This window comes from Providencia huaxiensis, assembly GCF_002843235.3.
GTDB lineage: Bacteria > Pseudomonadota > Gammaproteobacteria > Enterobacterales > Enterobacteriaceae > Providencia > Providencia huaxiensis.
The window spans coordinates 95,687-120,933 of sequence record NZ_CP031122.1 but is presented as its reverse complement, the minus strand read 5'-3'; the positions used below and the strand labels follow the sequence as shown (position 1 = coordinate 120,933).

The following is a 25,247-nucleotide window of genomic DNA, read 5'->3' as shown; positions in this document are numbered from 1 at the left end:
TGTGTGACAAGAAGTATAGAGATTACGAGGTAGCCATCATGGTCGATGTGAACCCTTTCGACAGGGTTATGAATGAATTGAAAAGTCGTGGCCGCAAGAACGCTCACATCCTGAGCATCCTCCAATTCGACTGGCCTGCATCGGAGGCCATCATCGAGAAGCTGAGCTGCTACATCACAGACGGGATTAAGGCTAATCAGGAGCCTGTGATTTACCCGATCATTGAAGAAGCTCTGCATCGCTACAGCCAGCTCGTGTTTCATGAGCAGAGAGAGAAATATGAAGACCCGGCCAGAATTGGGGCATTTCTGGAAACCCTGATCACCGAAACCTGCCGGGCGTTGGAAGTGCAAATTGTCGATAGTGGCGGTGATTCATGGTCTGTCGATTCAGGAGAGTCGTTCTCACTGTGGCTTTCTTCCCATCCAGGAGAACTATCCATTAACCCGCAGCCCCATGAGGATGAGACCTCTTTGCGTGGCTTGCTGTATGAGCTCATCACCTGTGAGAGCGTGAAAACTGTTTTAAGGAGAACCGACTATGAAGAAGCCGTGGTTGCTGGTCGCATGGCTGCTGGTTATTGAGTTGCTGGCAATATTGCTGCTGATCCCTGGCGACTGGACAGACAGAGCCATCAAAAGGGAATCCGTGCTGGTGGAACAGAGTCTTGGTGTCGAAGCAAGAGACTGGATACAGAACAAAGCATCTACCTGGTTCAGGTCGAGCGTTATTGATTCAGGCTTCTATGAGGGGATGTACCAAACGCTGATCCCATCAGAAGAGGAGCGCCAGAAGTCCAAGGGGATGCAGGATATGGGCAAGGGCTGGTTTGTGTGGGTCAAAGGCCGCATGGAAGCCTTTGTCAACGTCATTTACCAGTTCTACACACGGTTGGCGCTGTTAGCCGCGTGGGCTCCCTATATGCTGATCCTGTTCGTACCTGCGGTATATGACGGGATGATGACATGGCGAATTAAGCGGACCAACTTCGATTATGCGAGTCCGGTTCTCCATCGTTATAGCGTTCGCGGAACGATGTACCTGATGGCCGGATTGTTCATCGCGTTCTTCATCCCCATAGCGCTCGATCCGGTTGTCATCCCGATGACAATGATGACGTGCTGTGTCCTGGTTGGCCTGACGTTCGGCAACCTCCAGAAACGGGTATAGGGAGGGAGGATGAGCTACTCCGTTATAAATCAAGATGGGGTGCATCTGTGCGACATCCCATTGAACGTCTACCAGGTGATACGTCGCCAATCCTTGTCTGCGTTGTGGCTTTACTGGGCGCAGAGCTTGAATTTGGTGAAGGTGCTCATTGCTTGCGTCGGAAAGATGATCTTTGTGATGCCGGTAATGTGGTTCTGGGTGCTGGTGGTGTGCCGCTTGGTTGAACCAGAACGTATCTCAGACGTGCCAGGACTTATCTCTCCGGACGTGATCGGGTGGGCCGCTGGTGCGGCCATCACCCTCATTATCTATTCCGTTTTTACACGCCCAGCTTTGTACGGATACCACAACTTTTTCAAGCAGCATATTTGCTCAAGAGTAAAGCAAGTAACGCCGGAACTCAGAACAGTCACTGGGCCACTGTTCTTTTACCGAAACGAAATTGGAACGATATAGAGAGGAACCATGAAAGTAACCAATAAACTCAAACTGCTGGCACTGGGGCTGTGTATGGCCGGTACTGCCATCGCGGCTCCTGATGTGCTCAATGACGACGCAAAGCTCAAGAACCTTGAGAAGGTGTGTCCCGACTGTAAGATGGTGGCAAAAGATGTACTCAATCTGCGGGTTGAAAACTGCCAGCTCAAAGACACTTCCAGTGCAATGATGATTGGCACCATGCAAAATGACCCTATGTTTTCGTTTATGCTGGCAGTACACACAGCGGCAGGCTCGGAGGCATACAAAACGGTAGTTGGTGCCGCTGGCAACCATGTTGACTGTGAAAACCCGTTGAACTGGATCAAGCTGACCCAGCAAGCGATTAAAGGAGGCAAAGTCTAATGCGTAAGAGAGATTTCTTTTTTGGAGAGGTGTATGAGGGGGGTGCAGGAGCCACTCTACGACTGAGTGATATGGAACCATTGGCAAGAAAAGTGTCGGCAGAGTTCTTCACTGCACAACTGAACCGTATGCTGAAAGAGCATGACGGTCAGTTGACGCTCAGCGATGGAACGTCGTACCCCAGCTTTTGGAGCTTCATCGACAAGGTTGTTCCAGAGCAGGTTGGTTTCGTGGAGATCTACGCTCGGCAGGATGTTAACGATAATGTTGAAGCGACACTGGCGTGTGACATCGTTTTGGTAAATGGTGTGATCACCGTTAAACCTCACTGGTGTGCTTACAAAGACATCAGGGCTGACGAAGTGATTTCCACCTTACTGGTGCCTTTGCATTTGAAGGCTCTCCAGGGTAAGGCTTACATTCGCTGGGATGATGGTGAAACCGAACCTCTGTTACAAAACGACGACTATCAGGCTGAACTTGAAAATGTGTTTAGTGTTTCCAAGTACCCATCAGCCATGAGCTGGGGCGATACAGCAGACCAGAAGGTTAAGCAGTACAAGATGGACCTTGAGTGCGCCACAGATGTTGGTTGTCGAGGTGTCTCATCAGAGCAAGCATGGGATGCTTATCGAGAACTCCGTTACAATAGAACAGTGTGAAACAAGCGGCCATTGGCCGCTTTGAACTTTCACATGTGAAAGTTTTTCGCCTCCCGCTCTTATCATCTCCTCGAATAAACCTCCATAAAGTGCCCAAAATGGGCCGTAACAGCACTGTTCCTAGATTGATCAATTAAGAGACGATTACTCCGTGATGACGACAAGTTATTTGGAGGGTCTATGTCCGCACAAGCTCACGTCAGAGAAAGCGAAAGCTCATCTGGTTCATTCATCTCCTGGCAGTTCCTTGTCTGGCAGGTGATGTTCGTTATAGGTGTTGTTGCAGGGATGAACCTGGAACACGCATTCAATTTTCTAGGTTAATGGGAGGAAGTGTGAACCTTAATAAACAATTTTTCTGGTTTTTGATGAACGCGGTGCTGATGTGCATCTTCATCGTTCCAGTGGCCGTCGCGTTTTGGCTGTCTGCTTTTGCGGCAGGTTTTGACTGGAGTCAGTGGGTTAAGTTGGCTGCTGATACGGCCAACAGAGCTGCAAGTGACCCGGCCAAGGCTCTGGGCACGGTTCAGACCTACTGGGGCATTCTCAGCTTCTTCCTGCTGGCGGCGTACAGTCTGATGTTCAAGTTTAAAGCCAATGCTAACAAGGAAGTGAAAACTCTGGGGGTGGCCCGACCAGCCAATGAAGTTAGCGTTGCGGCTTCGGAAAAACATTCGGAAGCGGTTCCTCAAAATCAATAACCGATCCAGTAAACGCAAAAAAGGCGGCTTAGGCCGCCTTTTTTTATTTGTCGCTGGAAGTGCCCGAAAAGGGCGCGAAGCCGTGGCAGAAAATCAGTGACCCTGAATGAGAATACAGGCCACTAGGAAAAGAAGAGGGTTGCTATGAAGCCTGTAAAGATACCGCGCCGGGTCGATGAGCCCCCGCATCTGCTGTTGTGGAGCGCAGATGAGTTGGCCCCGATGCTTTTGGGGCTAACGATAGGGGTCATCATCGGTAAGGCCCTGATCTGCTTTCTGGGGGGGTTACTTGTAACCAACCTTTATCGCCGATTCAGGGATAACCATCCGGATGGATACCTGCTCCACATGATCTACTGGGCCGGGTTCATCATGACCAAGGCCAAATCTCTCAAGAATCCGTTTGTCCGGAGGTATTTGCCTTGAACCTGAAAAAGTATCTCAAGACCTGGGAAGGGACCCAAACAGAAAATAAGTGGGGACGAATCTTCCAGGGTGGTCTTATTGCTATCGTTTTCCTGCTGGTGGTCCAAGTATTCAGCAAGGAAACCATCGTCACTATCCAGCCTTTCACGCTCACGGAAGAAGCCTGGGTGACGAAAAATAACGCCTCTCAGTCCTATAAAGAGGCTTGGGGTTTCGCTTTTGCTCAGCTCCTTGGCAATGTGACGCCAGGAACCGTTGACTTTGTGAAAGAACGGATCACCCCGCTTCTCTCCCCGAGCATCTATCAGGACGTGATTGATGCCATCGAAATTCAAGCTCAACAGATCAAGAACGACCGCGTAACCATGCGGTTTGAGCCGCGTTTTGTTGAGTACGAGCCCAAGAGCGACAAGGTGTTTGTCTACGGATATTCCTACGTCAAAGGGGCTTCTTCTAACGAAGAGCGTAGCGAACGCTCCTACGAGTTCGCCATCAAGATTTCAAACTACGCGCCCGTGCTGGACTACATCGACACCTATGTAGGAAAGCCACGCACCAAAACTGTTTTGGAGCAACTCCAGCGCAAAGAAGAAAACCGGAGAAAGCATGAAGAACAACGCTAAACTTTCGCTCCTGGCGCTGTCCTTGGCGCTTGGAACTTCAATGGCCTATGCCTCGGATGACATTCCTGTTGTCCCGGCCAGTGTTATGAAAAAGGATGTTCCTGCCCCTGTGACGTCAGGACAAAGCTCCCATGAGGTTGTGGGCAGCATGAATGAAAACCCCTTACTGACGATGAAGCCGGGGGTTAACCAGATCATCCCGATAGCCGTTGGTCATCCGAACCGAATCGTCACGCCTTTCAGCAATCCTGAGATCGTTTCAACATCTCTGACCGGGGCGACGGATAACGGCCAGTGTGGTGAGGTCTGCATCAAAGAGAATGTGGTCTATGTCGCCACGGATAAGCAGTATCCGGTGACTATGTTCATTACTGAAAAAGGCTCGGAAGCCCAAGCTCTCAGCCTGACGATGGTTCCCCGTCGTATTCCGCCCAGAGAAGTCTTTCTCAAGCTCGATGGTGGTGTAGGTATCACTGGTGCTTTTGCCAATACCAAGGCTGAGACCTGGGAACAGAGCCAGCCTTATGTCGAAACCATCCGGTCAGTATTCCGAAAGATTGCTCTTGGTGAAGTCCCTCAAGGTTACACGTTGAACCGCATCCCTGCTGGTGCTGCGGTGCCGAGCTGCGCTCATCCTGGGGTAAAGGTGGATTTTAGCAAGGGGCAATACATGATGGGCCACCACCTTAACGTGTTCATCGGTGTCGCCCTGAACGTCTCTGATCAGCCTATTGAGTTCAAAGAGGCGTTGTGTGGGAGCTGGGATGTGGCTGCGGTGACTACGTGGCCGCTTAACGTGCTTGAGCCCGGCCAGAAGACGGAGATCTATGTGGCGAAGAAGCAGAAGCGTGGTCTCGCACCAACGTCTAAGCGTCCATCGCTGCTGGGAGGTGCCCAATGATTAAGCGATTTTGGACACAGTTAGACCCCAACAAGAAGCGTTGGGTGTCTATCGCTGGCGGCGTCTTCGTTCTTTTTGCGGTCGTGACAATGTTCTCTGGTGAACCCAAGAAAGAAGAGAAGCGCGGTCGCCAAGAAACCATCAAGCACGTTCTCACAGACAAAAACACCCGTGAGATCGGGATAGATTCGTTGTCTGCCGATGTGAAGATGGTGTCTCGTGAAAACTCCGACCTGAAAAAGGAGCTGGAACGAGTCAAGAAAGAGCTGGAGGAAACCAAAACCACTGCCGGGAAATCCAGTGATGTTGGCCGTGAGATGACCCGCCTTCGTCAAGATTTGGACCGCCTGACCCAGAAGAACATGGAATTGGCTAAGAAAGTCGAAACCGGCGCTGCTGGTGGAAAAACATCCTCTTCATCAGAGGATGCCAGAGCCGATGTTAATGGTGCATCTGGTGGTGATGGTCAGTTCATGGAGAAAAAGCTCGACTACAAAGATCCAGCATCCTTTTTTCGGGACGCACCGCTTCCTGACTCGAAGGGTGGGGCTCCTGCAACTGGCAAGGGAGACGGTCGTGATGCAACTAAACCAGGCATCCAAATAGTGAGCTACTCGCAGAAAGCGCCAGAAGTTGAAGAGAAGGACAACAAGGATGATGAGTCTATCTACCTACCTTCTGGCTCCATCCTGACAGGGGTGCTCATCAACGGTATGGACGCACCAACATCTCAAGGTGCTCGTCGAGATCCGTTCCCTTCGACCCTCAGGATTCAGAAAGAGGCTATTTTGCCTAACCGCTTCCGTGCGGATGTTCGTGAGTGCTTCCTGATTGTTTCAGGCTATGGAGATCTCAGTTCAGAGCGAGCGTACCTGCGTGGCGAGACCTTCTCGTGCGTTCGGGATGATGGGGGGGTCATAGAAGCGAAGCTGGATTCCTATGCAGTGGGTGAAGACGGTAAGGCCGGTGTCCGTGGTCGCGTCGTATCGAAGCAGGGGCAAATCATCGCCAAGAGCTTGATGGCAGGCTTCCTTGGTGGCGTTTCCGAAGCCTTTGACGTCAATCCTGTGCCGGTCGTCAGCACTAACCCTGGCTCAAATACCCAGTACCAGTCTGTGTTCTCCGACCAGATGTTGCAGGGAGCAGCAGTGAAGGGGGCCAGTAAGGCGCTAGATCGCATCGCTCAGTTCTATATCGACATGGCCGAAGGCATCTTCCCCGTTATCGAGGTCGATGCTGGCCGTCAGGTAGACATCATCGTGACCAAAGGAACCAAGCTACAAATTCGTTCCACCGGGGGAACCAAGAAATGAAAAATTTGAACATTTTGACCAGAAAGGGCAGTTCCAGAGGCGAGGCTCAAAAGGAACAGGCAGTAAGATCCGCAAAGATGTTGGGGGTGGGTGCAGCGCTACTTATTTTGTCGGGCTGTTCGACGTTCAACATCGGCAAGGATGAGTATAGCTGTCCGGGAATGCCGAATGGTGTTCAGTGTATGTCAGCGCGAGACGTTTACGCCGCAACCAATGACGGAAATGTCCCGCGCCCAATGAAACCAGAGGAAGTCGAGGCCAAAGCGGAAGCGGATGGCGAAGGTTCCTCAAACGTTTCAGCGAACTCATCTAGCTCCGGAGACCCGGTGATTGACAACTATGTCGCACCGCGTCTTCCGGATCGCCCGATTCCAATTCGTACACCAGCACAGGTTATGCGGATTTGGGTAGCTCCCTGGGAGGACACCAATGGTGATCTCATCGTGACAGGGTATGTCTATACCGAAATCGAACCGCGCAGGTGGGTGATTGGGGATGGCACACCGCAAAGTGAGCCAGTTTTGAGACCGCTGCAAACGGTACAACACGAACCGAAGTCTGAAACAACCAAATAGGAGATGTTCTTGATGAACGCAAATCAGTTGGCGAATGCCTCAAGTAAAAACAACGCACTCTTCCTCTTCCTGGGGTTGATGGTGGTAGCCTTCCTGCTCGTGCCGGATCAGGCCCACGCTGGTACTGGTGGTACAGCGTTTGACGACGTATGGGTAACTCTCAAGGATTGGACCCAAGGTACTTTGGGTCGAATCGTTGCGGGTGCGATGATCCTGGTCGGTGTTGTTGGTGGTATCGCTCGCCAGAGCCTCATGGCTTTCGCTATGGGTATCGGTGGCGGTATGGGCCTGTACAACTCCCCGACCGTAGTGGAATCCATCATGTCTGCTACTCTGGAACATGCAGAGAAGGTCATCCCGGCTGTTGTGCAACTCAGCAATGGCCTGGGGGTGTAAAAGACACCTTGCCGTTAATCAACGGGTGATAGGGGCAGCCTAAAAGCTGCCCTTATTTTTTGGCAAAAAGTCCAGTCATAACAAATTCCAACTATTTCCTTATTTGCTCAAAAAGGGCACTTCCACAGCCCATGTTTATGCACTCCCTCCCGTAACCTCCAGCATTGGGTTCTTGTAACTCAAAACGAATGGAGAATGCGATGATCAATTTCAAGCCTAAAATTCCGGCGATGCTTGGGGCTCTGGCGGTTCTTACCGCTGGTGCTGCTCATGCAGAGCTGCTGGAATACACCTTTAAGGCTCCAGATGGTACGCAACGGTCTCTGACTCCGAATGCCAACTATGCCAACCCAACGGGCAATATCTCGTTTGCCTTGAGTGCCGGTATCGACCGAAAGGTAAAGATTTCGGTGATTCGGTCGGATGGAACAGTGGTTTCGACAGCGACCAGCCACCTTCTTGGGGCTACTGATCGCATCACAGTGGGTGGAAAATCCTACTATGGTGCGGAACTTCAACTACCGGCTCCTTCCGAGGGAGTCTACAAACTAAGGGCCGAAATACTGGCGTCAGACGGAAGTTCCGTTCAGACTGATGAATACCCGCTTCAAGTCGATACGACAGCGCCAAGTTTGGCAAACGTGACAGTAAAAGGGGAATGGAACCGGGCGCTTTCTGATGGAACGCTACTGCGAGGTCCTAACCGATTTTCAGGTATAGATGTGTCTGCATCTGATGCCGGTTCTTCGGTTTCCTCTATACAGGCGTATGCTGTAGATAGCAAAGGCAAGAGGAGTCCTGTTGTCTCGGTTAATTACGCCAACGGCCAAGGCCAGTTGTTGAACTGGAGCACTGTGTTCCCTAATGGGGAGGATCTATATACGCTTCATTTCGAGGCCCTGGATAAAGCAGGGAACAAAGGGTCAATAGCCTATCCTATTGCTTGGGATTCAGTAGGTGCAAAGTCTGGAGAGAATCCTGAGCCAGTAGCAGTGTATGACCCTAAGAACCCGCAGGCCTCAACTTTTAAGGTTAATGGTCAGGCCCTATCAGGTTTTGCGCCTTATCAGAACGGAATGACCATTTATTCCGATACCTACAGGGTGCTCTACCGGATACCCAAAACAAACTCCTATCCTTCTTCACCTTACGGTGCTCAAAGCGGTAACTGGTGTGATTATAAAAACTGTATTGAAGGCAATATCATTGCCGAAGACGGTACATATGATTATCGGCAGACGCAAGCTGATGTATTCCAGCAACATGGGACAAAAACTAAGTCGTTTATTATTTACGACTGGGTTATGAACTCTCTTGGTAATACATCCGTCAGTGTGAAAGCTGATCCATCGGTTAGCTTGGCTCCCATCGGTAAGTATGTTGAATATCTTAGGGATGATGGTCAGTGGGTCCGCGGTGAAACCATTAATATGAGCTCAGTTAACCATTATAAAAAACTGAGATTTCATGTTGAGCCGAGACCTTACGCTCAGGAGTTATGGGGATCTTGGTTGCCTACTACTAAAATTCCGGCAAATGCTTCTTATGCAGAAGTGGATACGGATATATCGTTCAGTGGGCGCTCATGTTCATGGCCTGGATATTGGTCTCGACCGGAAGGGAAGCCTGAACTTCCGTCTGATCGGATTGGGGCAACGTTCTGCTATGACCTTAACCCTCCTGAAATTGCTGGGTTAGAACGAAATGGGCGGATTTTTAAAGCTCATTTCCGTGAGCCTGATTCATTTGACGGTTGGGGTGTTAACCAGTGGGTTATTTCTAACAACTCAAGTGCGTCTGCGATAACCTCGACTGGCGAAGAACGTCCGTTGTCTCGTACTGAAGTTCTTCGTAGTAGCACAAATGATTGGTTTTTCACATTTTCTGCTGAGAATCTGTCAGAGGGCACATATACCGGCATATCTCTCGTAGCTAAAGATGCTTTCGGTAATGAGGTTAAGCAGGTATTCACTGGCTCCCAATATGCTATGAGCATAGATAATTCAGCGCCGACACTAACCGTATCGATCAGTGATGGAGCACCAATCCAGTCTTTGGATGATGTTGTAATCACCTTGACTGATACTGCCGACCCGAGTCCTAAGCTGACCTCTATTGCCCTCGTCGGAGGCCCAGCCGATGACAAGGTGCAGTTGTCTTGGCGTGAGGAGTCGAAAGGTCGATTCCGCCTTGAGTACCCGGTAATGTTCCCGTCTTTGAAGGAAGGGGAATCTTACACGCTGACTGTTTCCGGTGAGGACGCACAAGGCAACGCGGTTCAAAAGGCGGTTGGCTTCGAGTACAAACCGCGTCAGGTGATGCTGGCGGATGGGATGGATGGCAAGGTTATGGTCCCCGCTGTCACTCATGAATTTGTTCATGCAGATGGCAAGCGGATCATCGAGACCAAGCCGCTGACGCTCAGTGATGGTGCTGTCGTGACAGGTTCATACGACGTGTTTGCGACCCTCCGTTCTGATGCGAAAGTGCCGCTGGTGGTGAATGGGGTGCGTATCGAGCCGGGCCAGACAATGGGGATCATGAGCCAACATGATTTCGGTGCGTCAGGTGGTCGTTTGAGCATTCCGGTTAAACCGGCTGTTCCTGATGTGGTCGGCTCTTCCAGTCTTCTTGTCATGACCTCCGCGCCGAACTCACCCATCTTGGTTGTGGACATCAATACCTGGAAAGGGACGGCCAAGCTCTCGGCTGAATCATGGACAATTCGCCAGGTTATTGACCCGGTGAAAATCTATGCCCTGCCAGAGTCGGGTGTGCCTTGCCGGTTCACCACGAAAGAGGATGTGGCTATGGCCGCAGACCCAATTCGTGACCCGGTGTGTTTGCTCCAATGGGACAGAACTCCGGATGAGGCTGAACAAACTACGCAGGACAACAACGGGATGAAAGTTGCCGGGCTGGTGGGGCAGGCTGTGAGCATTGGTGAACAACCTGTCGAATACAGCCTGTACCTGTTCAGTGGTGACGGTTCCAAGGTAAAAGTTGGGTCTGGCTCTCAGAACCTGACGGTAACTACTGCCTATGGCTCTGTTGGTTACACCCCGATTGATGACATTGCTCAGGTGAATCGCGTCATTGAAGACTTTGATGTGAACTTCAAGCAGAGCAAAGGTCCTGATTGTTCAATCACTCTCAGTGCTGACCGTGCGAAAAACGAGGCCGCGAACAAAGCTGTTGGCAGTGCAAGCCGCACCTGTCTGTTCGAGTGGCAGCAGATCCCCGATGGACTGGTCCAAGACCCGTTATCGGAATCTCCTTCGTTGTCAGGTTCCCTGGCCGAGAACGGTGATCACCCTCTGGGGTGGCGGGTAAGTATTTTCACCCGTAACGGCACTCGGGTGACGTTGAACGACGAGACTTTCAATGTCGAAGCGGTTGACCCACCAGCTCCGACCGTTGAACTAGCCTCCGACTACAACTTCAAAGACAACATCTACTTGGTGCCGATGACAGGTAACTACCTGGGTGATGCCATTATCAACTCTGAACGAGCTGATCTGGATATTGCCATATCGCGCAACTCTGATGTTCTTGAGTCTGAGACCTTCACTCCGGGATGGGGTGCCACCAATAAGGTGTATCGCCGCATCAATACCGATGAGCGAGCGTTGTGGGAGGAGACCACCTACAAGGTGAACGCGGCCTACAACAAGGTGCCTGATGTGAAGACTGAGGTTGTCTACCGGGCTATCTCTGCACCTTCTGACAGTATCCGTCCTATCGTTGAAGTTAAAGGTGATACCGCGATTGACACCCAGGCATTGCCGGTTAGGGTTCTCATCCGTGATCAGTACAAACCTGATGGTGACTATGACGCTAACACGATGGGGGTGTGGAAAGTACGCCTGATCCAGCAAAAGGCCTACAACGAGACGGTTGCGCTCACTGATTATGCGGAAGCATCGAACGGTGAAGCTCAGTTCTCAGTAGACCTGTCTGGTGTGGATACTTCCTCCGTCCGTATCGCTGCTGAGGCTGTTCTGGAAAGCCCTGTTGAGGGTTACAACCGCACAGAGTTGTCTATCAGACCTGCCTTCTTGACAGTGCTTCGTGGTGGTGCCATCGGTGCTGGCGTGGAGGCTCGCAAGTTGTCTGGTGAAGCTCCGTTCACTGCTGTGTTCAAGCTATCTTTGGACGACCGTCAGGATCTCCGGGCTACCGGCCAGGTTGTGTGGGAAACCAGTAAGGACGACGGTAAAACCTGGGAGCAGTTCATCCCAGAAGATCGATACAAGTATCAGCTTGTGAAGACCTTCGACAAGGGGGAGTACCAGGTTCGGGCCAAGGTGGTGAACGTCAACTCAGGTGCGGAAAAGTACACCGAAGCGGTCAGTGTTGTCGCTTACGACAAACCTGATATTGCTGTTATCGGCCCGACCACGTTGTTTGTCGGAAGTGAAGGCAAGTACACAGCGAACCTGACGTTGAACGATGAGCCAATCTCCGGTGGCAATGCCATTGTTGAGTGGTCTACTGACGGTGGCAAAACCTACGCGCAGACAGGGGATAGCATCACGCTTTCGAGCGATGAAGAAACCCGATACCGCCTGTGGGCTCGTGTGCGCTCTGCCACTGCACCGGCTGATGACGGCTATGCCTATGAAGTTGCGAAAACGGCAGTTGACTTCCGAGCAGTGAAGGCCCCCCGTCCTTACGTGACAGGGCCGCGAGTCATTGAGACCGGTAAGAAGTATGTGTTCAAAGCCGAAACCAGCCTGCCTTACCGTGGGATGGACGTGAAGCTGAACGGGTTCTTCACGCTGCCTGATGGCTCAATTGTGCAGGGTGATACTGCTGAGTACGTGCCTTCGGACACTGACCTCAACCAGGCTACTGTAGAAACGAAGTACACCACCTGGATCGAAGGATACCGAGATCAGGGTGCAGAAGCCTCGCATAGCCTACGCTCCCGCGTGTGGCAGTATGTATGGCCGAGCTTCGGAATGCAGGTCAGGAAGAACGCTGACGTGGCTCCTGCGACGATCACCGCGTCAGTGCGGCCAATTGCCTTCAACGGCAAGCTGGAAGAACCGACCTACGAGTGGGAGTTGCCGGAAGACGCAGTGATTCAGGATCAGCGGCAGGATATTGTCCGGTCCTTTGTGATCAATGAGCCGGGCGATTACAACATCAAGGTGACTGTCCGTGATGCTCGCGGCCATGAAACCGTGATCGAGCAACCGCTCAAGATCGGCCAGGCAGAGCCCTATGCTATCGACCTGCAATACTCTGGCTCGAACAAATACGAGCGTGAGCCTCTGGATGTGCTGTTGCGACCGTACATTTCTGGCGGCCACCCACGCGACCGTATTTCGACTCGCGTCTACTCGGTAGATGGTACGCCGTTGGAAAGCAGCGGTTACTACGGCAGAGCAACTCTGGGCGCTGGTGAGCACAGCATCAAGCTGAAAATAACCTCAGAAATGGGGCATGAAGCTGAGGGCGAGGTGAACATCAATGTGGCAGAGAACAAGTTGCCTGCATGTAGCCTGAGCTCACGAGAGACCGTTGGGTCGTGGATCGTTTATGCGAACTGCGAAGATACCGATGGCCGCATGAAGTCCTACGAATGGACCATTGCCGGTGAGTTGCAGAGCATCAGCTCTGATCGAGTGACTATCAGCAAGGGCACCTATGAAACGATGCCGACCATCTCTCTGGTTGGGGTCGATGACTCTGGTGGCAAATCCGAAGCTGTTACCATGAACTAAGGTTCATTCCTCTCAAAGCCCGGTTCAGACCGGGCTTTTTTTTGTATCGCGCTGGAATTGTCCAAATTGGGCTATTACAGAGGCGAGTCTATTTCCCTCCCCCGGATACACTGCCCAGCATCCAGTAATCCAATCTTAGGGGATAGACATGCGGACAAAATTACTCGGGGCGCTGATGGTGTTCGGGATTATTACCGGCACGGCTCATGCGTCATCGAAATTGGAAATCACCGATCCCAGAGCGGCGAAGATAGAGGACATCGTAGAGCTACCCATCAAAGGGGTTCGAGCCGTCCAAAGTGATGGGCAGATCATGTTCCTCTCTGAAAACGGGCGATTTGTTATTTCAGGACAAATCTACGACCTGTGGAGCAAGAAGCCCCTCAACACGATGTCCCAAATGAGGGATGTAGCGGAGCGTATCCACTTCAAGAGCATGGGCATGGATGTGGACACGCTGAACACCGTTTCGATGGGGCGTGGTGACAAAGAGGTGGTGGTCTTTGTCGATCCTAGATGCGCGGTTTGCCATCAGCTCATGGGTGATGCCAAATCGCTGGTGGATGATTACACCTTTAAATTTATCGTGATTCCTGCTCTGGGTGCTGAGTCCAACCGCTTGGCAAAGAACTTGTACTGCGCGAAAGACAAAACCCACGCGCTCGATGCGCTGATGAACAACACCTTGGGTTCCCTTCCTTCAAAAGAAACCTGCGACCCCGGCCAATACGATCAAACGCTGCTGACAGCTCATTTCATTGGGATTGAGGGCGTTCCGTTCGTGGTTGCTCCGGATGGTCGTGTCAGCAAAGGACGTCCGAAGAACCTGAAATCATGGTTGGAGAGTGTTGAATGATCGTAACCATCAAAAAGAAACTCGAAGAAACGTTGATCCCGGAGCACTTGCGAGCTGCCGGGATTATTCCTGTCCTGGCCTATGACGAAGACGATCATGTCTTCCTTATGGATGACCACAGTGCAGGCTTTGGTTTCATGTGTGAGCCCCTGTGTGGTGCCGATGAAAAAGTTCAGGAGCGAATGAACGGTTTCCTGAATCAGGAGTTCCCGTCGAAGACTACGCTCCAGTTTGTTCTGTTCCGCTCCCCGGACATCAATCAGGAGATGTACCGGATGATGGGGTTGCGTGATGGCTTCCGTCACGAGCTGCTGACATCTGTCATCAAGGAACGGATTAACTTCCTCCAGCACCACACGACAGAACGCATATTTGCCAAGACCAACAAAGGTATCTACGACAATGGCTTGATCCAAGACCTCAAGCTGTTCGTTACGTGCAAAGTCCCCATCAAGAACAATAACCCGACTGAAAGCGAACTCCAGCAGCTCGCACAGCTTCGCACGAAGGTCGAATCATCGCTTCAAACCGTTGGTCTGCGTCCCCGCACAATGACGGCGGTGAACTACATCCGGATCATGAGCACCATCCTGAATTGGGGGCCGGATGCTTCATGGCGACATGACTCTGTGGATTGGGAGATGGATAAGCCCATCTGCGAGCAAATCTTCGATTACGGCACTGATGTGGAAGTCAGCAAGAACGGCATCAGGCTGGGGGACTACCACGCGAAAGTCATGTCAGCGAAAAAGCTGCCTGACGTTTTCTACTTTGGTGATGCGTTGACCTATGCCGGGGATCTCAGCGGCGGCAACTCCAGCATCAAAGAAAACTACATGGTTGTGACCAATGTGTTTTTCCCTGAGGCAGAAAGCACGAAAAACACTCTGGAGCGCAAACGCCAGTTCACTGTAAACCAAGCCTACGGGCCGATGCTCAAATTCGTGCCGGTGCTGGCGGACAAAAAGGAGAGCTTCGACACTCTCTATGAGTCCATGAAAGAGGGGGCTAAGCCAGTCAAGATCACCTACTCGGTGGTTTTATTTGCTCCAACCAAAGAACGTGTTGAAGCGGCGGCGATGGCCGCACGAAACATCTGGCGTGAATCTCGGTTCGAGCTGATGGAGGATAAGTTCGTTGCTCTGCCGATGTTCCTCAACTGCCTGCCATTCTGTACAGACCGGGATGCAGTGCGAGACCTATTCCGCTACAAGACCATGACAACCGAGCAGGCGGCTGTGGTCCTGCCGGTGTTTGGGGAATGGAAGGGGACCGGGACCTATCATGCAGCGCTGATTTCCCGCAACGGCCAGCTCATGAGTCTGTCTCTTCACGACAGTAATACCAACAAAAACCTGGTGATCGCAGCCGAATCCGGCTCGGGTAAATCGTTCCTTACCAACGAACTGATTTTTTCCTACTTGTCCGAGGGTGCTCAGGTCTGGGTTATTGATGCCGGTAAGTCCTACCAGAAGCTGTCGGAAATGCTCAATGGCGACTTCGTTCACTTTGAAGAAGGAACGCACGTCTGCCTCAACCCGTTCGAGCTCATACAGAACTACGAGGACGAAGAAGACGCGATTGTCAGCCTCGTTTGTGCAATGGCGTCGGCCAAAGGCTTGCTGGATGAATGGCAAATCTCTGCGCTGAAACAGGTCCTTTCTCGCCTGTGGGAAGAGAAAGGTAAAGAGATGAAGGTTGACGACATCGCTGAGCGCTGTCTGGAAGAAGAAAACGACCAGCGCCTCAAGGATATTGGTCAGCAGCTCTACGCCTTTACGTCGAAAGGTAGCTACGGGAAATACTTCTCTCGCAAGAACAACGTCAGCTTCCAGAACCAGTTCACTGTACTGGAGCTCGATGAACTGCAAGGGCGTAAGCACTTGCGTCAGGTTGTACTGCTCCAGCTTATTTACCAGATCCAGCAAGAAGTATTCCTGGGTGAACGTAACCGCAAGAAAGTCGTCATCGTGGATGAGGCCTGGGACCTGCTCAAAGAGGGCGAGGTCTCGGTCTTCATGGAACATGCCTACCGCAAATTCCGTAAGTACGGTGGCTCCGTTGTCATTGCAACGCAGTCCATCAACGACCTCTATGAGAACGCAGTGGGCCGCGCCATCGCGGAGAACTCGGCCAGCATGTACTTGCTCGGCCAAACCGAAGAAACCGTGGAATCTGTTAAACGTAGCGGTCGTCTGACCCTTTCAGAGGGCGGGTTCCACACCCTCAAGACGGTACACACCATCCAGGGCGTGTACTCAGAAATCTTTATCAAATCGAAGAGCGGCATGGGCGTCGGACGCTTGATAGTGGGCGACTTCCAGAAGCTGCTTTATTCGACCGATCCGGTGGACGTTAACGCCATCGACCAGTTTGTGAAACAAGGCATGAGCATTCCTGAGGCAATCAAGGCCGTGATGCGAAGCCGTCAGCAGGCTGCATAACCAGGGAGACAGTAATGGACATTAAATCAATCGCAATCGCCGCCATTCTCGGTGCCGCTGGTGGCTTCGGCGGTAGCTACTACGTGATGAGCGAACAAACGGCAAGCATCCATCAGCGTTTGAATCAAACCCCGCCAGTGGTCGTGGTTGACTTCGCTAAAGTGGCGTCGGCGTATCCCGCTGGTGCCTCTCAGGAGGAAGTTGAAAGACTGATGGTCAAGACCAATGACGCAATTTTGAAGTTGAAAGACGCAGGTTATTTGGTCCTTGACGCAAGTGCTGTCGTCGGTGCTCCAAGTGACGTGTACCTCCCTGATGAGGTGCTGAAATGAATTTTCCACTCAAGAAGTATTTCGTCAAAAAGGAATCCTGGAAGCGCTTCGGGGTTAAGGCCGGTGTGACACTACTGGTTCTTTGGGTTGCTGGTGCGGCCTTTGCCAGCCGCTACCGTATTGGCATTGATCCACAACAGGAGAAGTGCCTGCCGGGTTACACCTTCTTCCTCATTGATCTGAACGACCAAACTCTGGAGAGGGGAGCTGTTTACGCCTTCCAAGCCAAGAACATGCAGCCTTTCTACAAGGACGGGACTCGCATGGTCAAAATCCTCACCGGTATGCCGGGGGATAAAGTCGAGATCAACGATAAGTGGAAGATCACCGTCAATGGTGATGTCGTCGGAGAGGGGCTCCAGCTCGCAGGGAAACTACATCTGCCAGAGAGCCACTTTTACGGCAAGACCACGCTGAAAGAGAATAACTACTGGTTTATGGGCAAAAGCCCATTCAGCTTCGACTCACGTTACTGGGGGACTGTGAAAAATGATCAGATCATTGGCCGCGCATATCCCCTGTTCTAAGAGCGTTCTGGTGGCGTTGATATTCTCTGTGGCTGGCGGGGCATACGCTCAAGAGTCTCCGCTCACAGAGCAGGATAAGGCGCTTATTGAGAAAGGAAAGCAAATTGCCCAAAAGGCCCAGAAGATGGAAATGCCATCTCTGTTGCAAAACCAACACATGGACGAGGCTCAGGCCGAAGCCAAGGCATTTTTCAAGCAGCTCCAAACTACTAACCCAACGCTCAAGGAGATGCACCGGAAACAGGCTGAAAAGGGTATCTACTCTGACCATCGGATACTGGTTTTCGCCTCGTTGTCTCTTGGCGAACAGGGGTTAGATGACGTCCTAACGGCGGTGTCAGGCCAGCCTGATTCTGTAATTGTGTTCCGTGGCATCCCGGAAGGAATGAACTTGGGGCAGGGAGTTAAAGCTATTCAGGCGCTCGCGGCCAAAAAAGACCCAGTGCCGAACATCATCATCAACCCTACGTTGTTCAAAACGTACAACATCACAGCCGTTCCCACGATTGTGATGCTGGAGGATGAGCCGCTGCCTGGCGAACAACCAAACGTCGTCGCCCAGGTCTCCGGGTTGTCCGACCCGGTATGGTTGGCTCGGGAAGTGGATAACGGAGAAAAAGGCGATCTCGGCGTTAAGGGGCCGGTGGAGAAAATCAGTGAGCCAGACCTTATTGATGTTGCCAAGAAACGCCTTGCCAATATCGACTGGGAAGAGAAGAAGAAACAGGCTATAGAGCGCTTCTGGACCAAGCAGAATTTCAATGAGCTGCCCAGAGCGCCAAAATCTCGAACACGAGAAATTGACCCTAGCGTCATGATCACCAGTGACATCAGCACTCCGGATGGCACTGTGTTCGCTCACGCGGGTGACGTGATCAACCCATTGTGCGATCCGAAGGAAGTTTGCAAGCCTGGAACGCGGCCATTTACCCAAGCGGTCGTAGTTTTCGACCCGCTGGACAAAAAGCAAATGGAGCTGCTCGCCAAGAAGCTGCCTGAAATTAAGCAGGAACCTGGCGTACAACGGATTACCTATATCGCCACAGAGTTCGACAAAGACAAAGGCTGGGATTCCTACAAGAGTGTCACCGACAACTTTGACGCGCCGGTATATCTGCTGACGCCAGATCTGATTACCCGGTTCGAGCTGGAGCACACACCGAGCGTCATTACTGCCAGAGGCAAGAAGTTTGTTGTCCGCGAACTTGCTGAGGAGGGCGGTGAATGATTTTTGCCCCGGCTTTCCAACCAATTAAAGACGTCGGCACAGGTTCGTTTGTCGCTGCTGAGGTACTGGCTCGTTGGTACGACGAAGGCCGGGTTCTTACACCATCCTCTCTGTCATCACCTCCTTATTGGGGGCTGGTGGATATGGAGATGGCACGGTTCATTCAGGACAACCTTCATTATTGCTTGGATCTGTACCCAGCTCTTTTTCTGAATGTCTCTGAACATACTTTGCAATCAGACGTCATTTTCAAAGCGTGGTGGAGGGTTGTCCGCGACATTGCTAAGAATCACTCATCACGGCTTGTCATCGAGATTACCGAGGGCATTCAGGATGCCTCTCTCGCATTGAGATGGGAGGCTCTTACCGAAATAGGGGTTGAGCTGGCGCTGGATGACTATGGAGACAAAAACTCTTCGCTGGAGCGCCTGAGTCGTTATGACTGGCACTATTGCAAGTTTGACGCGAGAAGACTGCGGTCGCTTGAAGACTACTCGGCCATCCTCCACTGCCGCCGAAAAGGCATACAGCTCATTGCTGAGCAGGTGGAGAGCTTCCCATTGGGGGAGAGCGCCAAATTACTTGGACTGTCATGGCAACAAGGTTTCTATCACGGGAAGCCTGCTGTCATGGAGAAACACTTGAATTACGTAAAGGCCTTACCATGATGCAAAAAATTCTACGGGTCATTGCCGTTAGCGCGGTCTTTTGGGTTCGTTCGGTATCGGCTGACCCTGGGTGCCAGAATGCGGAAGTAATCGGCGGAAAACTGATTACTGACATCTGCTGGAGCTGTATTTTTCCCATCAAAGTAGCAGGGGTTCCTATAAGTGGTGGAGGCGGATCATTCCCGAGTGAAGCCGTAAGCAACCCTCTGTGTATGTGCGAGGATAATCTAGGGGTCCCTCGGCCTGGAGTCACCACTTCTATGTGGGAGCCAGCACGGCTTGTTGAATTTCAGAGAGTGCCTGGCTGCTCATCTGTCTTGAATGGTGTCAGGTTCCCGTTTGATAGGACTAACCAAGGGCATCATGGCATGGGAGACATGGATGGTGGTGATGGTTCTTTTATGCACTATCACTACTATGCGTTTCCTCTGTTGGTGATGCTCGATTTATTTATTAAGCAGACCTGTAATGCTGATGGGTATATGGATCTCGACATCATGTACATGTCGGAGCTCGACCCGACCTGGAACAATGATGAGCTCGCTTTTTTTACCAATCCAGAGGCGGCGGCAGTAGCAAACCCAATTGCGGCGGCTGCGTGTACTGCTGATGCTGTCTCATCAACCGCTGGAAAACCTTTAAAACAGCTTTTCTGGTGTGCTGGTTCATGGGGCACCCTGTATCCATTTAGTGGCAACCAGAATGGTGGAAAAGGTGTTATCCGCGATAGCAGTCTTCTTAGCACAAGGGTTCTGGCTGCTTTGCATCGCCGGGGGTTAGCGTGGAAGACAATGGGTTCTGAGGCTATGTGTAGAGGTGTTATTAGCCCAACACTACCCAAAACGCAGTACAAATTCACGCTATTGCATCCGGTTCCAGAGACAAACTCATCTCACGTAATTGGCGAATCCACTCTTACGTGGGGTCTGGCGCGAACTATACCGGCAATTGGGCAAGACCCTATTTACACCATCTGGCGATGGAATGATTGCTGTAACAATTGAGCAGACCCTAACGAATTTGCACGGGCATTTTAGATTATGCCCCAAAAGGGCCACTACACGTACAGGTGGCCCTTGTCTTCTCAGATAGCATGGGAAGGTTGAAATGGAGAACACAATGCGAAGTCATAATTACTTTATGAAAGCTGTGGCCTCGCTGTTGACAGTAACCATGTCTGCGCTGCCGATACATTCCTACGCTAACGGTAGCCAAGACCAGGACATCACAGCGGTGGGTAAAGAGGCCCAGGCTTTCGGACAAAACCTCTCAAACTCATTCAAGTCGAGCTCGGGGACTGTGCAAGATGGCACAATCTCTATGCCGACGTTGAAAGACGGTCAATTCCAAATGAACGGGGGGAGTCAGATTAATGTCAATGATCTATTCCCCGGAACGAGCGGGACCAACAATAAACCTGATAGTTATTACTTCCCTGATGCCAATAAACCTGATGTGGGCGGTCTGCAAGGCATTTACGACTCTGGCGATGACATGGACAGCGTGGGGAATAATGCAAAAGGGTCGCTGTGGAGTGATGCCAATAGTGCTAATCCATCAATCTCTGGTGCGGCATACAAGGTTCTTCTCGATGCCTCTAATCGATCACGCCCTGATTTCAGTAATGACCCTGTACTAAATCTAAGCAAAAAGACCTATGAGGATATGGACCTCATCGCAGGTGGCTTTGGGGATTGTTCTGCCGAAACAACCATCAATCAGAATACTATCAACGCCCACATTCCAGAGTATGAACGGTGTCAGCGTGTTGTAGATCAAAGCGCGGACTGTGAGGTTGTCCATGACTACGATGCCTCTGTGGTGAAGCACTATGATGGTCCATATAACCTCAAATCTTGTGGAGAAGGCTGTACTGAGTTGTGGATTGGCCGAGTTGGTAACGACTACTGGAGTGGCAACTGTTCGATTTATGAGGAATACACGCGGGTCCAAGTCAGTAATCCAGACGCCATAGTGTCTGCAACTCTTGAGTACGCCAAGTGGGATGACTACATGCAAGTTTGGGTTGGTAAATCAGGTCAGGAAACTAAAGTATGGTCCGGCCCTGACGGCAATTTCCCTCCAGAAACGGCTGGCCGATGTGAATTGTCAACAAGTTGGGAGCGAAACCCTAATATTGATGTCACTCCCTATTTCAAGAATGTGAAAGATGGTGATGTTGTTACGTTTAAGATCCGCGTTTCAGTAACTGGCGCAGGTGAGGGTTTTGGCCGCATAAAGCTACGCTATGACCCATCAAAAGCCATTACCAAGGATGAGTGGGCTCCACAGAGCTGCATGGATTCAGCCAAAGGGGTTGTAGATGGTTTTGCGGAAGGCGAGATCACATGTATAGATGACCCGACTGATGCTACGGGCTGCACAGTCATCAATGGGATCAAAGTTTGCGAATCTCAACTCAAGCCGTCACCTTTGCCTGGTATTCCAAAACTATGCAAAAAGGTTCGAGTTAAAGCTGACTATGACTTTTATAAGGGGCAAATGGACTGCTGGACAGACCCTCAAGGTGAAACGCACTGTCCGGTAAACACGGGCGGGAATCTCGATAGCTGTCAGAAATATGAAGAAAACCCTCAGTGCGGCTTCATCAGTTCCAAATGTGTTGATGGTGCTCAGGGAAGTTCTGGTACGTGCTACGTCCACGAGGATACTTATGACTGTGGTACAGATGTTTCTGTTCCGACCTTGGAAAAGGAAACTGAGTACCAGTGCGGTGGGCCTATACGCTGCATGGGAGATGACTGCCTTGATTTGACCAAAACACAAAGCACTGATTTTGCTCGCGCTACTGCGTTGCTCAATGCAGCCCAATTCATGACGCAGGATATGAGCTGCACAGGCCAAGATGGGGATGACAATCCTACCGGGGATGAAAACGTTATTTGCTCTGCTTTTGCAGGGGAAGCTGGCGAATGCAAGATAGCTGTTGGGGGAGTTTCTGATTGCTGTGAAAAGCCAACCAATATATCTCTTGCCGATTATCTGAACCTAATAATGGCCGTTCCAAAGCTCGATGGCGCAGTGATGGGGCTGACTGATGGTAATGCGCTTAAAGGTGCTTATCAGGTACTTAGGGAACCTGCCCTTCAAGGGTGGACAGAAGTCACAAAACCGTTCACAAGTTATATAGAGAACGTTTCAGGTGCTGTTGATTCGTTCTTCCAGCCTGTAGAGCAGTTTGTTGATCAACTCATTGACCAGCTCAAAGAGCAAGTCAAAGAAGTGATGATGGATGTCATGAAATCAGCAGGCCAAGATGCAGCAACAGAGCAGGCGGCTGCCGCAGCATCTGAACAAGCTGCCGAAGCAATGATGGAGACTGCGACAACATGGCTTAGCACTGCCATGACGATATATACCGTCTATGTCGTTGCGATGGTGATGATCCAGATGATTTATAAGTGCGAGGAAGAAGAGTTCACTATGAACGCCAAAAGAGCGCTCAAGAATTGCACCTATGTAGGCTCTTATTGTAAATCTAAGGTGTTGGGCGCTTGTATTGAAAAAAGAGAAGCGTATTGCTGCTTCAATTCTCCGCTCTCTCGTATTATACAAGAACAGGTTCGCCCTCAATTGGGGCAGAACTTTGGAGACCCCAAAAATCCTCAGTGTGAAGGGATTCCACTAGATAAAATTGCCGAAATTGATTGGAGCAAAATTAATTTGGATGAGTGGCTTGGGATATTACAGCAGAACGGTAAATTCCCTGATCCGGCCTCAATAAATCTCGACTCGCTGACTGGAGCAGGGAATGACTTCAATATTGACGGGACGCGGAAGAATGCTCAGGAAAGGGCGTTGGAGCGGTTGGAAGGGATTGATATTGACGCGAAGCGAAAAGAGGCGACAAACAGCATAGACCCTCAAACAGGCGCGCCAACTGGTGGTGGTGGATAAAAAAAGGGGCCTTTCGGCCCCTTTCTCATGTAGATTGATTACGCTTCTGGGTAAACAAATAACTCTGCTTTTCCCTGATCAAGAAGGTAAGGGAAAGCAACTTTTTCGCCATTATCCAGCTCAACCGATTTTGGAGCAAGGTAGAGGTAGGCCCAAGCTGGTAGCTGTTTGCTAATAGCTGCGTAGATCGCTTGCTGAGGAGCATGGCTTGCTGCCCCATTACCGACATTCACAAAGTTGTATGCGGTCTCATGGCCTGATGTGAAGGCATACGCTGTACCTTGAACGCCAGAGACAAAATTAGGAGCTGACCCTAGGCGAGGCTCCACGATTTTCACCTTAACGGAACACATGTCAGCTACCTTACTTTGTCCGTTCACCCACGTCGGGCAACCCCATTCATTCTTGTAGAACTGATAGGTTAGGCGACCATCTTTGTCATACAGAAGCGTGAAATTGGCACCCAAATCAGTCAGCGCTGACTCAATGGAAACTTTCACATGTGAAAGAAATTTGGCCTGAGCGTCTGCCGGTGAAACTGCTTCGTTAGCAGGCATCCAAGCGATCAAGCTATTGCGAGCGCCATGCTGTTTGGGGCCGATAGCCCAGTTCGCAAGGTTGACCAAGCCACCTTGCCAGTCGGTCATTCCGAGCTGAGGGGACATGTAGCCAGACAGCACGTAGGCTGCCCCAAACGTTTTGGTGTCGGTCAGACGCTCCAGCTTGTCACGCGGAACAGAAGCGTCTTGGATGCCTGTTACCAGGCCACCGGCCTCCGCGATGTTGTAAGCGCGACTGTGATTGGTTTTGTACGCTGTGGGTTCGTAACTGCTGGTGGATGCACAGCCAGATAGAGCTGCTACAGCCAGAGCCACGGTGGTGATTAAAGCCTTTTTCATGTTGTTCTCCGTTCTTACCTGAGTTGAATCTGATTTACTTCGATAATATCACAGCATCAAAAAATGCAACCATAAAAGACAAAAAAAAGCCCCTCGGGCGAGGGGCAAAGGTTTGGGCTGGGTTATGCTGCTTTTGTTTTCTCGGCTTCGTCTGCGATTTCCTTGTCGCCGGTTGCAGATTCCGGAGCGGCTTCGGCCACTTCACCTTCTTTGCCTTTGCTGTGGGCGGAAATGCGAGCCCGTTTCTCGATGCCGATGATTCGACCGGCCAGCTTGATGAGGCGTTGCTGCCATTGGTAAGTGGCGTCGGTGCGCTGCTTGCTGGTCAGTACGGTGTTCAGCCAGAGAGTGTCAACGATCCCCATCAGGGTATCCAGTTTGCGGATCAGGTGTGCAAACTGAGCAACCTGAGGAGAGTTGATCTCGATGGTGTATTCATTCGGGTTGGTGTAGCCGGGCATCATGTCGATGCCGTTGTCTTCCATCAGCTTGTTGAGCTGGGCGGTAGCTTTGTCCAGGTCTTCGGAGACCTTGGAAATGTGTTCCAGGATGACGGTTTCAACCTGGTCGATTTCGTCCTGCTCACCGATGATGCGAAGGATCACGTCGATGGAGAACAGGGAGTTGGAAACTCGCTCAAAGCTGCGTTCCATGACGCGCTGAGCTTGGAGGCTGTTTACTTTCAGAACTTGCTTGAAAACAGGGCGAGAGTAGTGGTTGCTGCGGTCGTTGTTTGTGTCCAGTGCTACTTGTGCTTCTGCCATTAGAGATACTCCTAAATTTGAGGTACAGATAAACGCACTGGAAAGGATAAATGCGGTCAATCTGTAACCTGACCTCTCGAAGTGCCCAAAATGGACAGTTACAGCGTTTTCTGTTTAGCAAAGGTGAGCTATATTTGAATCATCTTAGTCGCTCTGCGGCTATAGGTGAGATAGCTGGTCTCCGAAAACAAACAGCATCTAGTCTTATGCCGTATGGCATTACTTAACCCCAAGCCGGGGGCTTCTCCCGGTTTTCGGGTGTTGCCCCT

General features: G+C 51.1%; 24 protein-coding genes. 22 read left to right on the top strand and 2 right to left on the bottom strand.

Annotated elements, in window-relative coordinates:
• Positions 1–38: 38 nt before the first annotated feature.
• The 22 genes from CYG50_RS23375 to traN all read left to right on the top strand — a co-directional run bounded on the left by CYG50_RS23375 (position 39) and on the right by traN (position 23,315).
• On the top strand, positions 39–584 hold the full coding sequence (locus tag CYG50_RS23375; protein WP_000228720.1) for a hypothetical protein: 546 nt from the start codon (positions 39–41) through the stop codon (positions 582–584).
• On the top strand, positions 541–1,170 hold the full coding sequence (locus tag CYG50_RS01160) for an IncC plasmid conjugative DNA transfer DtrJ family protein (protein WP_000743450.1): 630 nt from the start codon (positions 541–543) through the stop codon (positions 1,168–1,170). Before CYG50_RS23375 ends, CYG50_RS01160 begins: the two co-directional genes overlap by 44 nt.
• Before the next feature lie 47 nt (positions 1,171–1,217).
• Positions 1,218–1,394: a hypothetical protein gene (locus tag CYG50_RS23370; protein WP_169342285.1), complete on the top strand. Its 177-nt coding sequence runs from the start codon at positions 1,218–1,220 to the stop codon at positions 1,392–1,394.
• A gap of 241 nt (positions 1,395–1,635) precedes the next feature.
• Entirely contained in the window at positions 1,636–2,013 is a 378-nt protein-coding gene (locus CYG50_RS01150) for a hypothetical protein (protein WP_000869261.1), read from the top strand.
• Positions 2,013–2,675, top strand: coding sequence for a hypothetical protein (locus tag CYG50_RS01145; protein ID WP_001231463.1), 663 nt, complete (start codon positions 2,013–2,015; stop codon positions 2,673–2,675). Before CYG50_RS01150 ends, CYG50_RS01145 begins: the two co-directional genes overlap by 1 nt.
• 180 nt (positions 2,676–2,855) lie before the next feature.
• Positions 2,856–2,999 (top strand): hypothetical protein, encoded by a 144-nt coding sequence (locus CYG50_RS22815; RefSeq protein WP_001275801.1) that lies wholly within the window; start codon positions 2,856–2,858, stop codon positions 2,997–2,999.
• An 11-nt stretch (positions 3,000–3,010) separates the two neighbouring features.
• Positions 3,011–3,376, top strand: coding sequence for a hypothetical protein (locus tag CYG50_RS01140; RefSeq protein WP_001052531.1), 366 nt, complete (start codon positions 3,011–3,013; stop codon positions 3,374–3,376).
• Positions 3,377–3,520: 144 nt separating this feature from the next.
• The gene (gene traL / locus CYG50_RS01135) at positions 3,521–3,802 is read left to right on the top strand and encodes a type IV conjugative transfer system protein TraL (protein ID WP_000805625.1); all 282 of its coding nucleotides are present in this window, start codon (positions 3,521–3,523) and stop codon (positions 3,800–3,802) included.
• The gene (locus CYG50_RS01130; RefSeq protein WP_001049716.1) at positions 3,799–4,425 is read left to right on the top strand and encodes a TraE/TraK family type IV conjugative transfer system protein; all 627 of its coding nucleotides are present in this window, start codon (positions 3,799–3,801) and stop codon (positions 4,423–4,425) included. The genes traL and CYG50_RS01130 overlap by 4 nt, the downstream gene beginning before the upstream one ends.
• A complete protein-coding gene (locus CYG50_RS01125; RefSeq protein WP_000794249.1) occupies positions 4,409–5,326 on the top strand; it encodes a type-F conjugative transfer system secretin TraK in 918 nt (305 codons plus the stop codon). Before CYG50_RS01130 ends, CYG50_RS01125 begins: the two co-directional genes overlap by 17 nt.
• Positions 5,326–6,639, top strand: coding sequence for a TraB/VirB10 family protein (locus tag CYG50_RS01120; protein WP_024131605.1), 1,314 nt, complete (start codon positions 5,326–5,328; stop codon positions 6,637–6,639). Before CYG50_RS01125 ends, CYG50_RS01120 begins: the two co-directional genes overlap by 1 nt.
• Positions 6,636–7,214 (top strand): type IV conjugative transfer system lipoprotein TraV, encoded by a 579-nt coding sequence (gene traV / locus CYG50_RS01115; protein ID WP_000793435.1) that lies wholly within the window; start codon positions 6,636–6,638, stop codon positions 7,212–7,214. Before CYG50_RS01120 ends, traV begins: the two co-directional genes overlap by 4 nt.
• Before the next feature lie 78 nt (positions 7,215–7,292).
• Positions 7,293–7,610 (top strand): TraA family conjugative transfer protein, encoded by a 318-nt coding sequence (gene traA / locus CYG50_RS01110; RefSeq protein ID WP_064754699.1) that lies wholly within the window; start codon positions 7,293–7,295, stop codon positions 7,608–7,610.
• 200 nt (positions 7,611–7,810) lie between these two features.
• Positions 7,811–13,342 (top strand): Ig-like domain-containing protein, encoded by a 5,532-nt coding sequence (locus tag CYG50_RS01105; RefSeq protein ID WP_085281193.1) that lies wholly within the window; start codon positions 7,811–7,813, stop codon positions 13,340–13,342.
• A gap of 148 nt (positions 13,343–13,490) precedes the next feature.
• Positions 13,491–14,198, top strand: a complete 708-nt coding sequence (locus CYG50_RS01100) for a DsbC family protein (protein ID WP_001259347.1) — start codon at positions 13,491–13,493, stop codon at positions 14,196–14,198.
• Positions 14,195–16,642 carry a type IV secretion system protein TraC gene (traC, locus tag CYG50_RS01095; protein ID WP_000637386.1) on the top strand — a complete coding sequence of 816 codons (2,448 nt, stop codon included), beginning with the start codon at positions 14,195–14,197 and terminating at the stop codon, positions 16,640–16,642. Before CYG50_RS01100 ends, traC begins: the two co-directional genes overlap by 4 nt.
• A gap of 14 nt (positions 16,643–16,656) precedes the next feature.
• Positions 16,657–16,974: a hypothetical protein gene (locus CYG50_RS01090; RefSeq protein WP_000351984.1), complete on the top strand. Its 318-nt coding sequence runs from the start codon at positions 16,657–16,659 to the stop codon at positions 16,972–16,974.
• Entirely contained in the window at positions 16,971–17,501 is a 531-nt protein-coding gene (locus CYG50_RS01085) for a S26 family signal peptidase (RefSeq protein ID WP_102139632.1), read from the top strand. The genes CYG50_RS01090 and CYG50_RS01085 overlap by 4 nt, the downstream gene beginning before the upstream one ends.
• Positions 17,464–18,729, top strand: coding sequence for a TrbC family F-type conjugative pilus assembly protein (locus tag CYG50_RS01080; RefSeq protein WP_000621288.1), 1,266 nt, complete (start codon positions 17,464–17,466; stop codon positions 18,727–18,729). Before CYG50_RS01085 ends, CYG50_RS01080 begins: the two co-directional genes overlap by 38 nt.
• Complete coding sequence (locus CYG50_RS01075) at positions 18,726–19,397, top strand: EAL domain-containing protein (protein ID WP_001337754.1); 672 nt, start codon at positions 18,726–18,728, stop codon at positions 19,395–19,397. The genes CYG50_RS01080 and CYG50_RS01075 overlap by 4 nt, the downstream gene beginning before the upstream one ends.
• A complete protein-coding gene (locus tag CYG50_RS01070) occupies positions 19,394–20,401 on the top strand; it encodes a TraU family protein (protein WP_000983283.1) in 1,008 nt (335 codons plus the stop codon). Before CYG50_RS01075 ends, CYG50_RS01070 begins: the two co-directional genes overlap by 4 nt.
• Positions 20,402–20,504: 103 nt before the next feature.
• Positions 20,505–23,315, top strand: a complete 2,811-nt coding sequence (gene traN, locus CYG50_RS01065) for a conjugal transfer mating pair stabilization protein TraN (RefSeq protein ID WP_001909286.1) — start codon at positions 20,505–20,507, stop codon at positions 23,313–23,315.
• Positions 23,316–23,353: 38 nt separating this feature from the next.
• On the opposite strand, the gene CYG50_RS01060 is transcribed toward traN, so the two are convergent.
• A complete protein-coding gene (locus CYG50_RS01060) occupies positions 23,354–23,995 on the bottom strand; it encodes a hypothetical protein (protein WP_223854615.1) in 642 nt (213 codons plus the stop codon).
• A 341-nt stretch (positions 23,996–24,336) separates the two neighbouring features.
• The gene (locus CYG50_RS01055; RefSeq protein WP_000796664.1) at positions 24,337–24,978 is read right to left on the bottom strand and encodes a hypothetical protein; all 642 of its coding nucleotides are present in this window, start codon (positions 24,976–24,978) and stop codon (positions 24,337–24,339) included.
• Between the last annotated feature and the right edge of the window lie 269 nt (positions 24,979–25,247).

What these genes read in the sequence shown, in the direction of transcription:
- CYG50_RS01090 (WP_000351984.1), top strand. Translation starts at nt 16,657, where the DNA reads ATGGACATTAAATCAATCGCAATCGCCGCCATTCTCGGTGCCGCTGGT.
- traC (WP_000637386.1), top strand. Translation starts at nt 14,195, where the DNA reads ATGATCGTAACCATCAAAAAGAAACTCGAAGAAACGTTGATCCCGGAG.
- traN (WP_001909286.1), top strand. Translation starts at nt 20,505, where the DNA reads ATGGAGAACACAATGCGAAGTCATAATTACTTTATGAAAGCTGTGGCC.
- traV (WP_000793435.1), top strand. Translation starts at nt 6,636, where the DNA reads ATGAAAAATTTGAACATTTTGACCAGAAAGGGCAGTTCCAGAGGCGAG.
- CYG50_RS01055 (WP_000796664.1), bottom strand. Translation starts at nt 24,978, where the DNA reads ATGGCAGAAGCACAAGTAGCACTGGACACAAACAACGACCGCAGCAAC.
- CYG50_RS01070 (WP_000983283.1), top strand. Translation starts at nt 19,394, where the DNA reads ATGATGCAAAAAATTCTACGGGTCATTGCCGTTAGCGCGGTCTTTTGG.
- CYG50_RS01075 (WP_001337754.1), top strand. Translation starts at nt 18,726, where the DNA reads ATGATTTTTGCCCCGGCTTTCCAACCAATTAAAGACGTCGGCACAGGT.
- CYG50_RS01100 (WP_001259347.1), top strand. Translation starts at nt 13,491, where the DNA reads ATGCGGACAAAATTACTCGGGGCGCTGATGGTGTTCGGGATTATTACC.
- traA (WP_064754699.1), top strand. Translation starts at nt 7,293, where the DNA reads ATGGTGGTAGCCTTCCTGCTCGTGCCGGATCAGGCCCACGCTGGTACT.
- CYG50_RS01150 (WP_000869261.1), top strand. Translation starts at nt 1,636, where the DNA reads ATGAAAGTAACCAATAAACTCAAACTGCTGGCACTGGGGCTGTGTATG.
- CYG50_RS01085 (WP_102139632.1), top strand. Translation starts at nt 16,971, where the DNA reads ATGAATTTTCCACTCAAGAAGTATTTCGTCAAAAAGGAATCCTGGAAG.
- CYG50_RS01160 (WP_000743450.1), top strand. Translation starts at nt 541, where the DNA reads ATGAAGAAGCCGTGGTTGCTGGTCGCATGGCTGCTGGTTATTGAGTTG.
- CYG50_RS23375 (WP_000228720.1), top strand. Translation starts at nt 39, where the DNA reads ATGGTCGATGTGAACCCTTTCGACAGGGTTATGAATGAATTGAAAAGT.
- CYG50_RS01145 (WP_001231463.1), top strand. Translation starts at nt 2,013, where the DNA reads ATGCGTAAGAGAGATTTCTTTTTTGGAGAGGTGTATGAGGGGGGTGCA.
- CYG50_RS22815 (WP_001275801.1), top strand. Translation starts at nt 2,856, where the DNA reads ATGTCCGCACAAGCTCACGTCAGAGAAAGCGAAAGCTCATCTGGTTCA.
- CYG50_RS01125 (WP_000794249.1), top strand. Translation starts at nt 4,409, where the DNA reads ATGAAGAACAACGCTAAACTTTCGCTCCTGGCGCTGTCCTTGGCGCTT.
- CYG50_RS01080 (WP_000621288.1), top strand. Translation starts at nt 17,464, where the DNA reads ATGATCAGATCATTGGCCGCGCATATCCCCTGTTCTAAGAGCGTTCTG.
- CYG50_RS01105 (WP_085281193.1), top strand. Translation starts at nt 7,811, where the DNA reads ATGATCAATTTCAAGCCTAAAATTCCGGCGATGCTTGGGGCTCTGGCG.
- traL (WP_000805625.1), top strand. Translation starts at nt 3,521, where the DNA reads ATGAAGCCTGTAAAGATACCGCGCCGGGTCGATGAGCCCCCGCATCTG.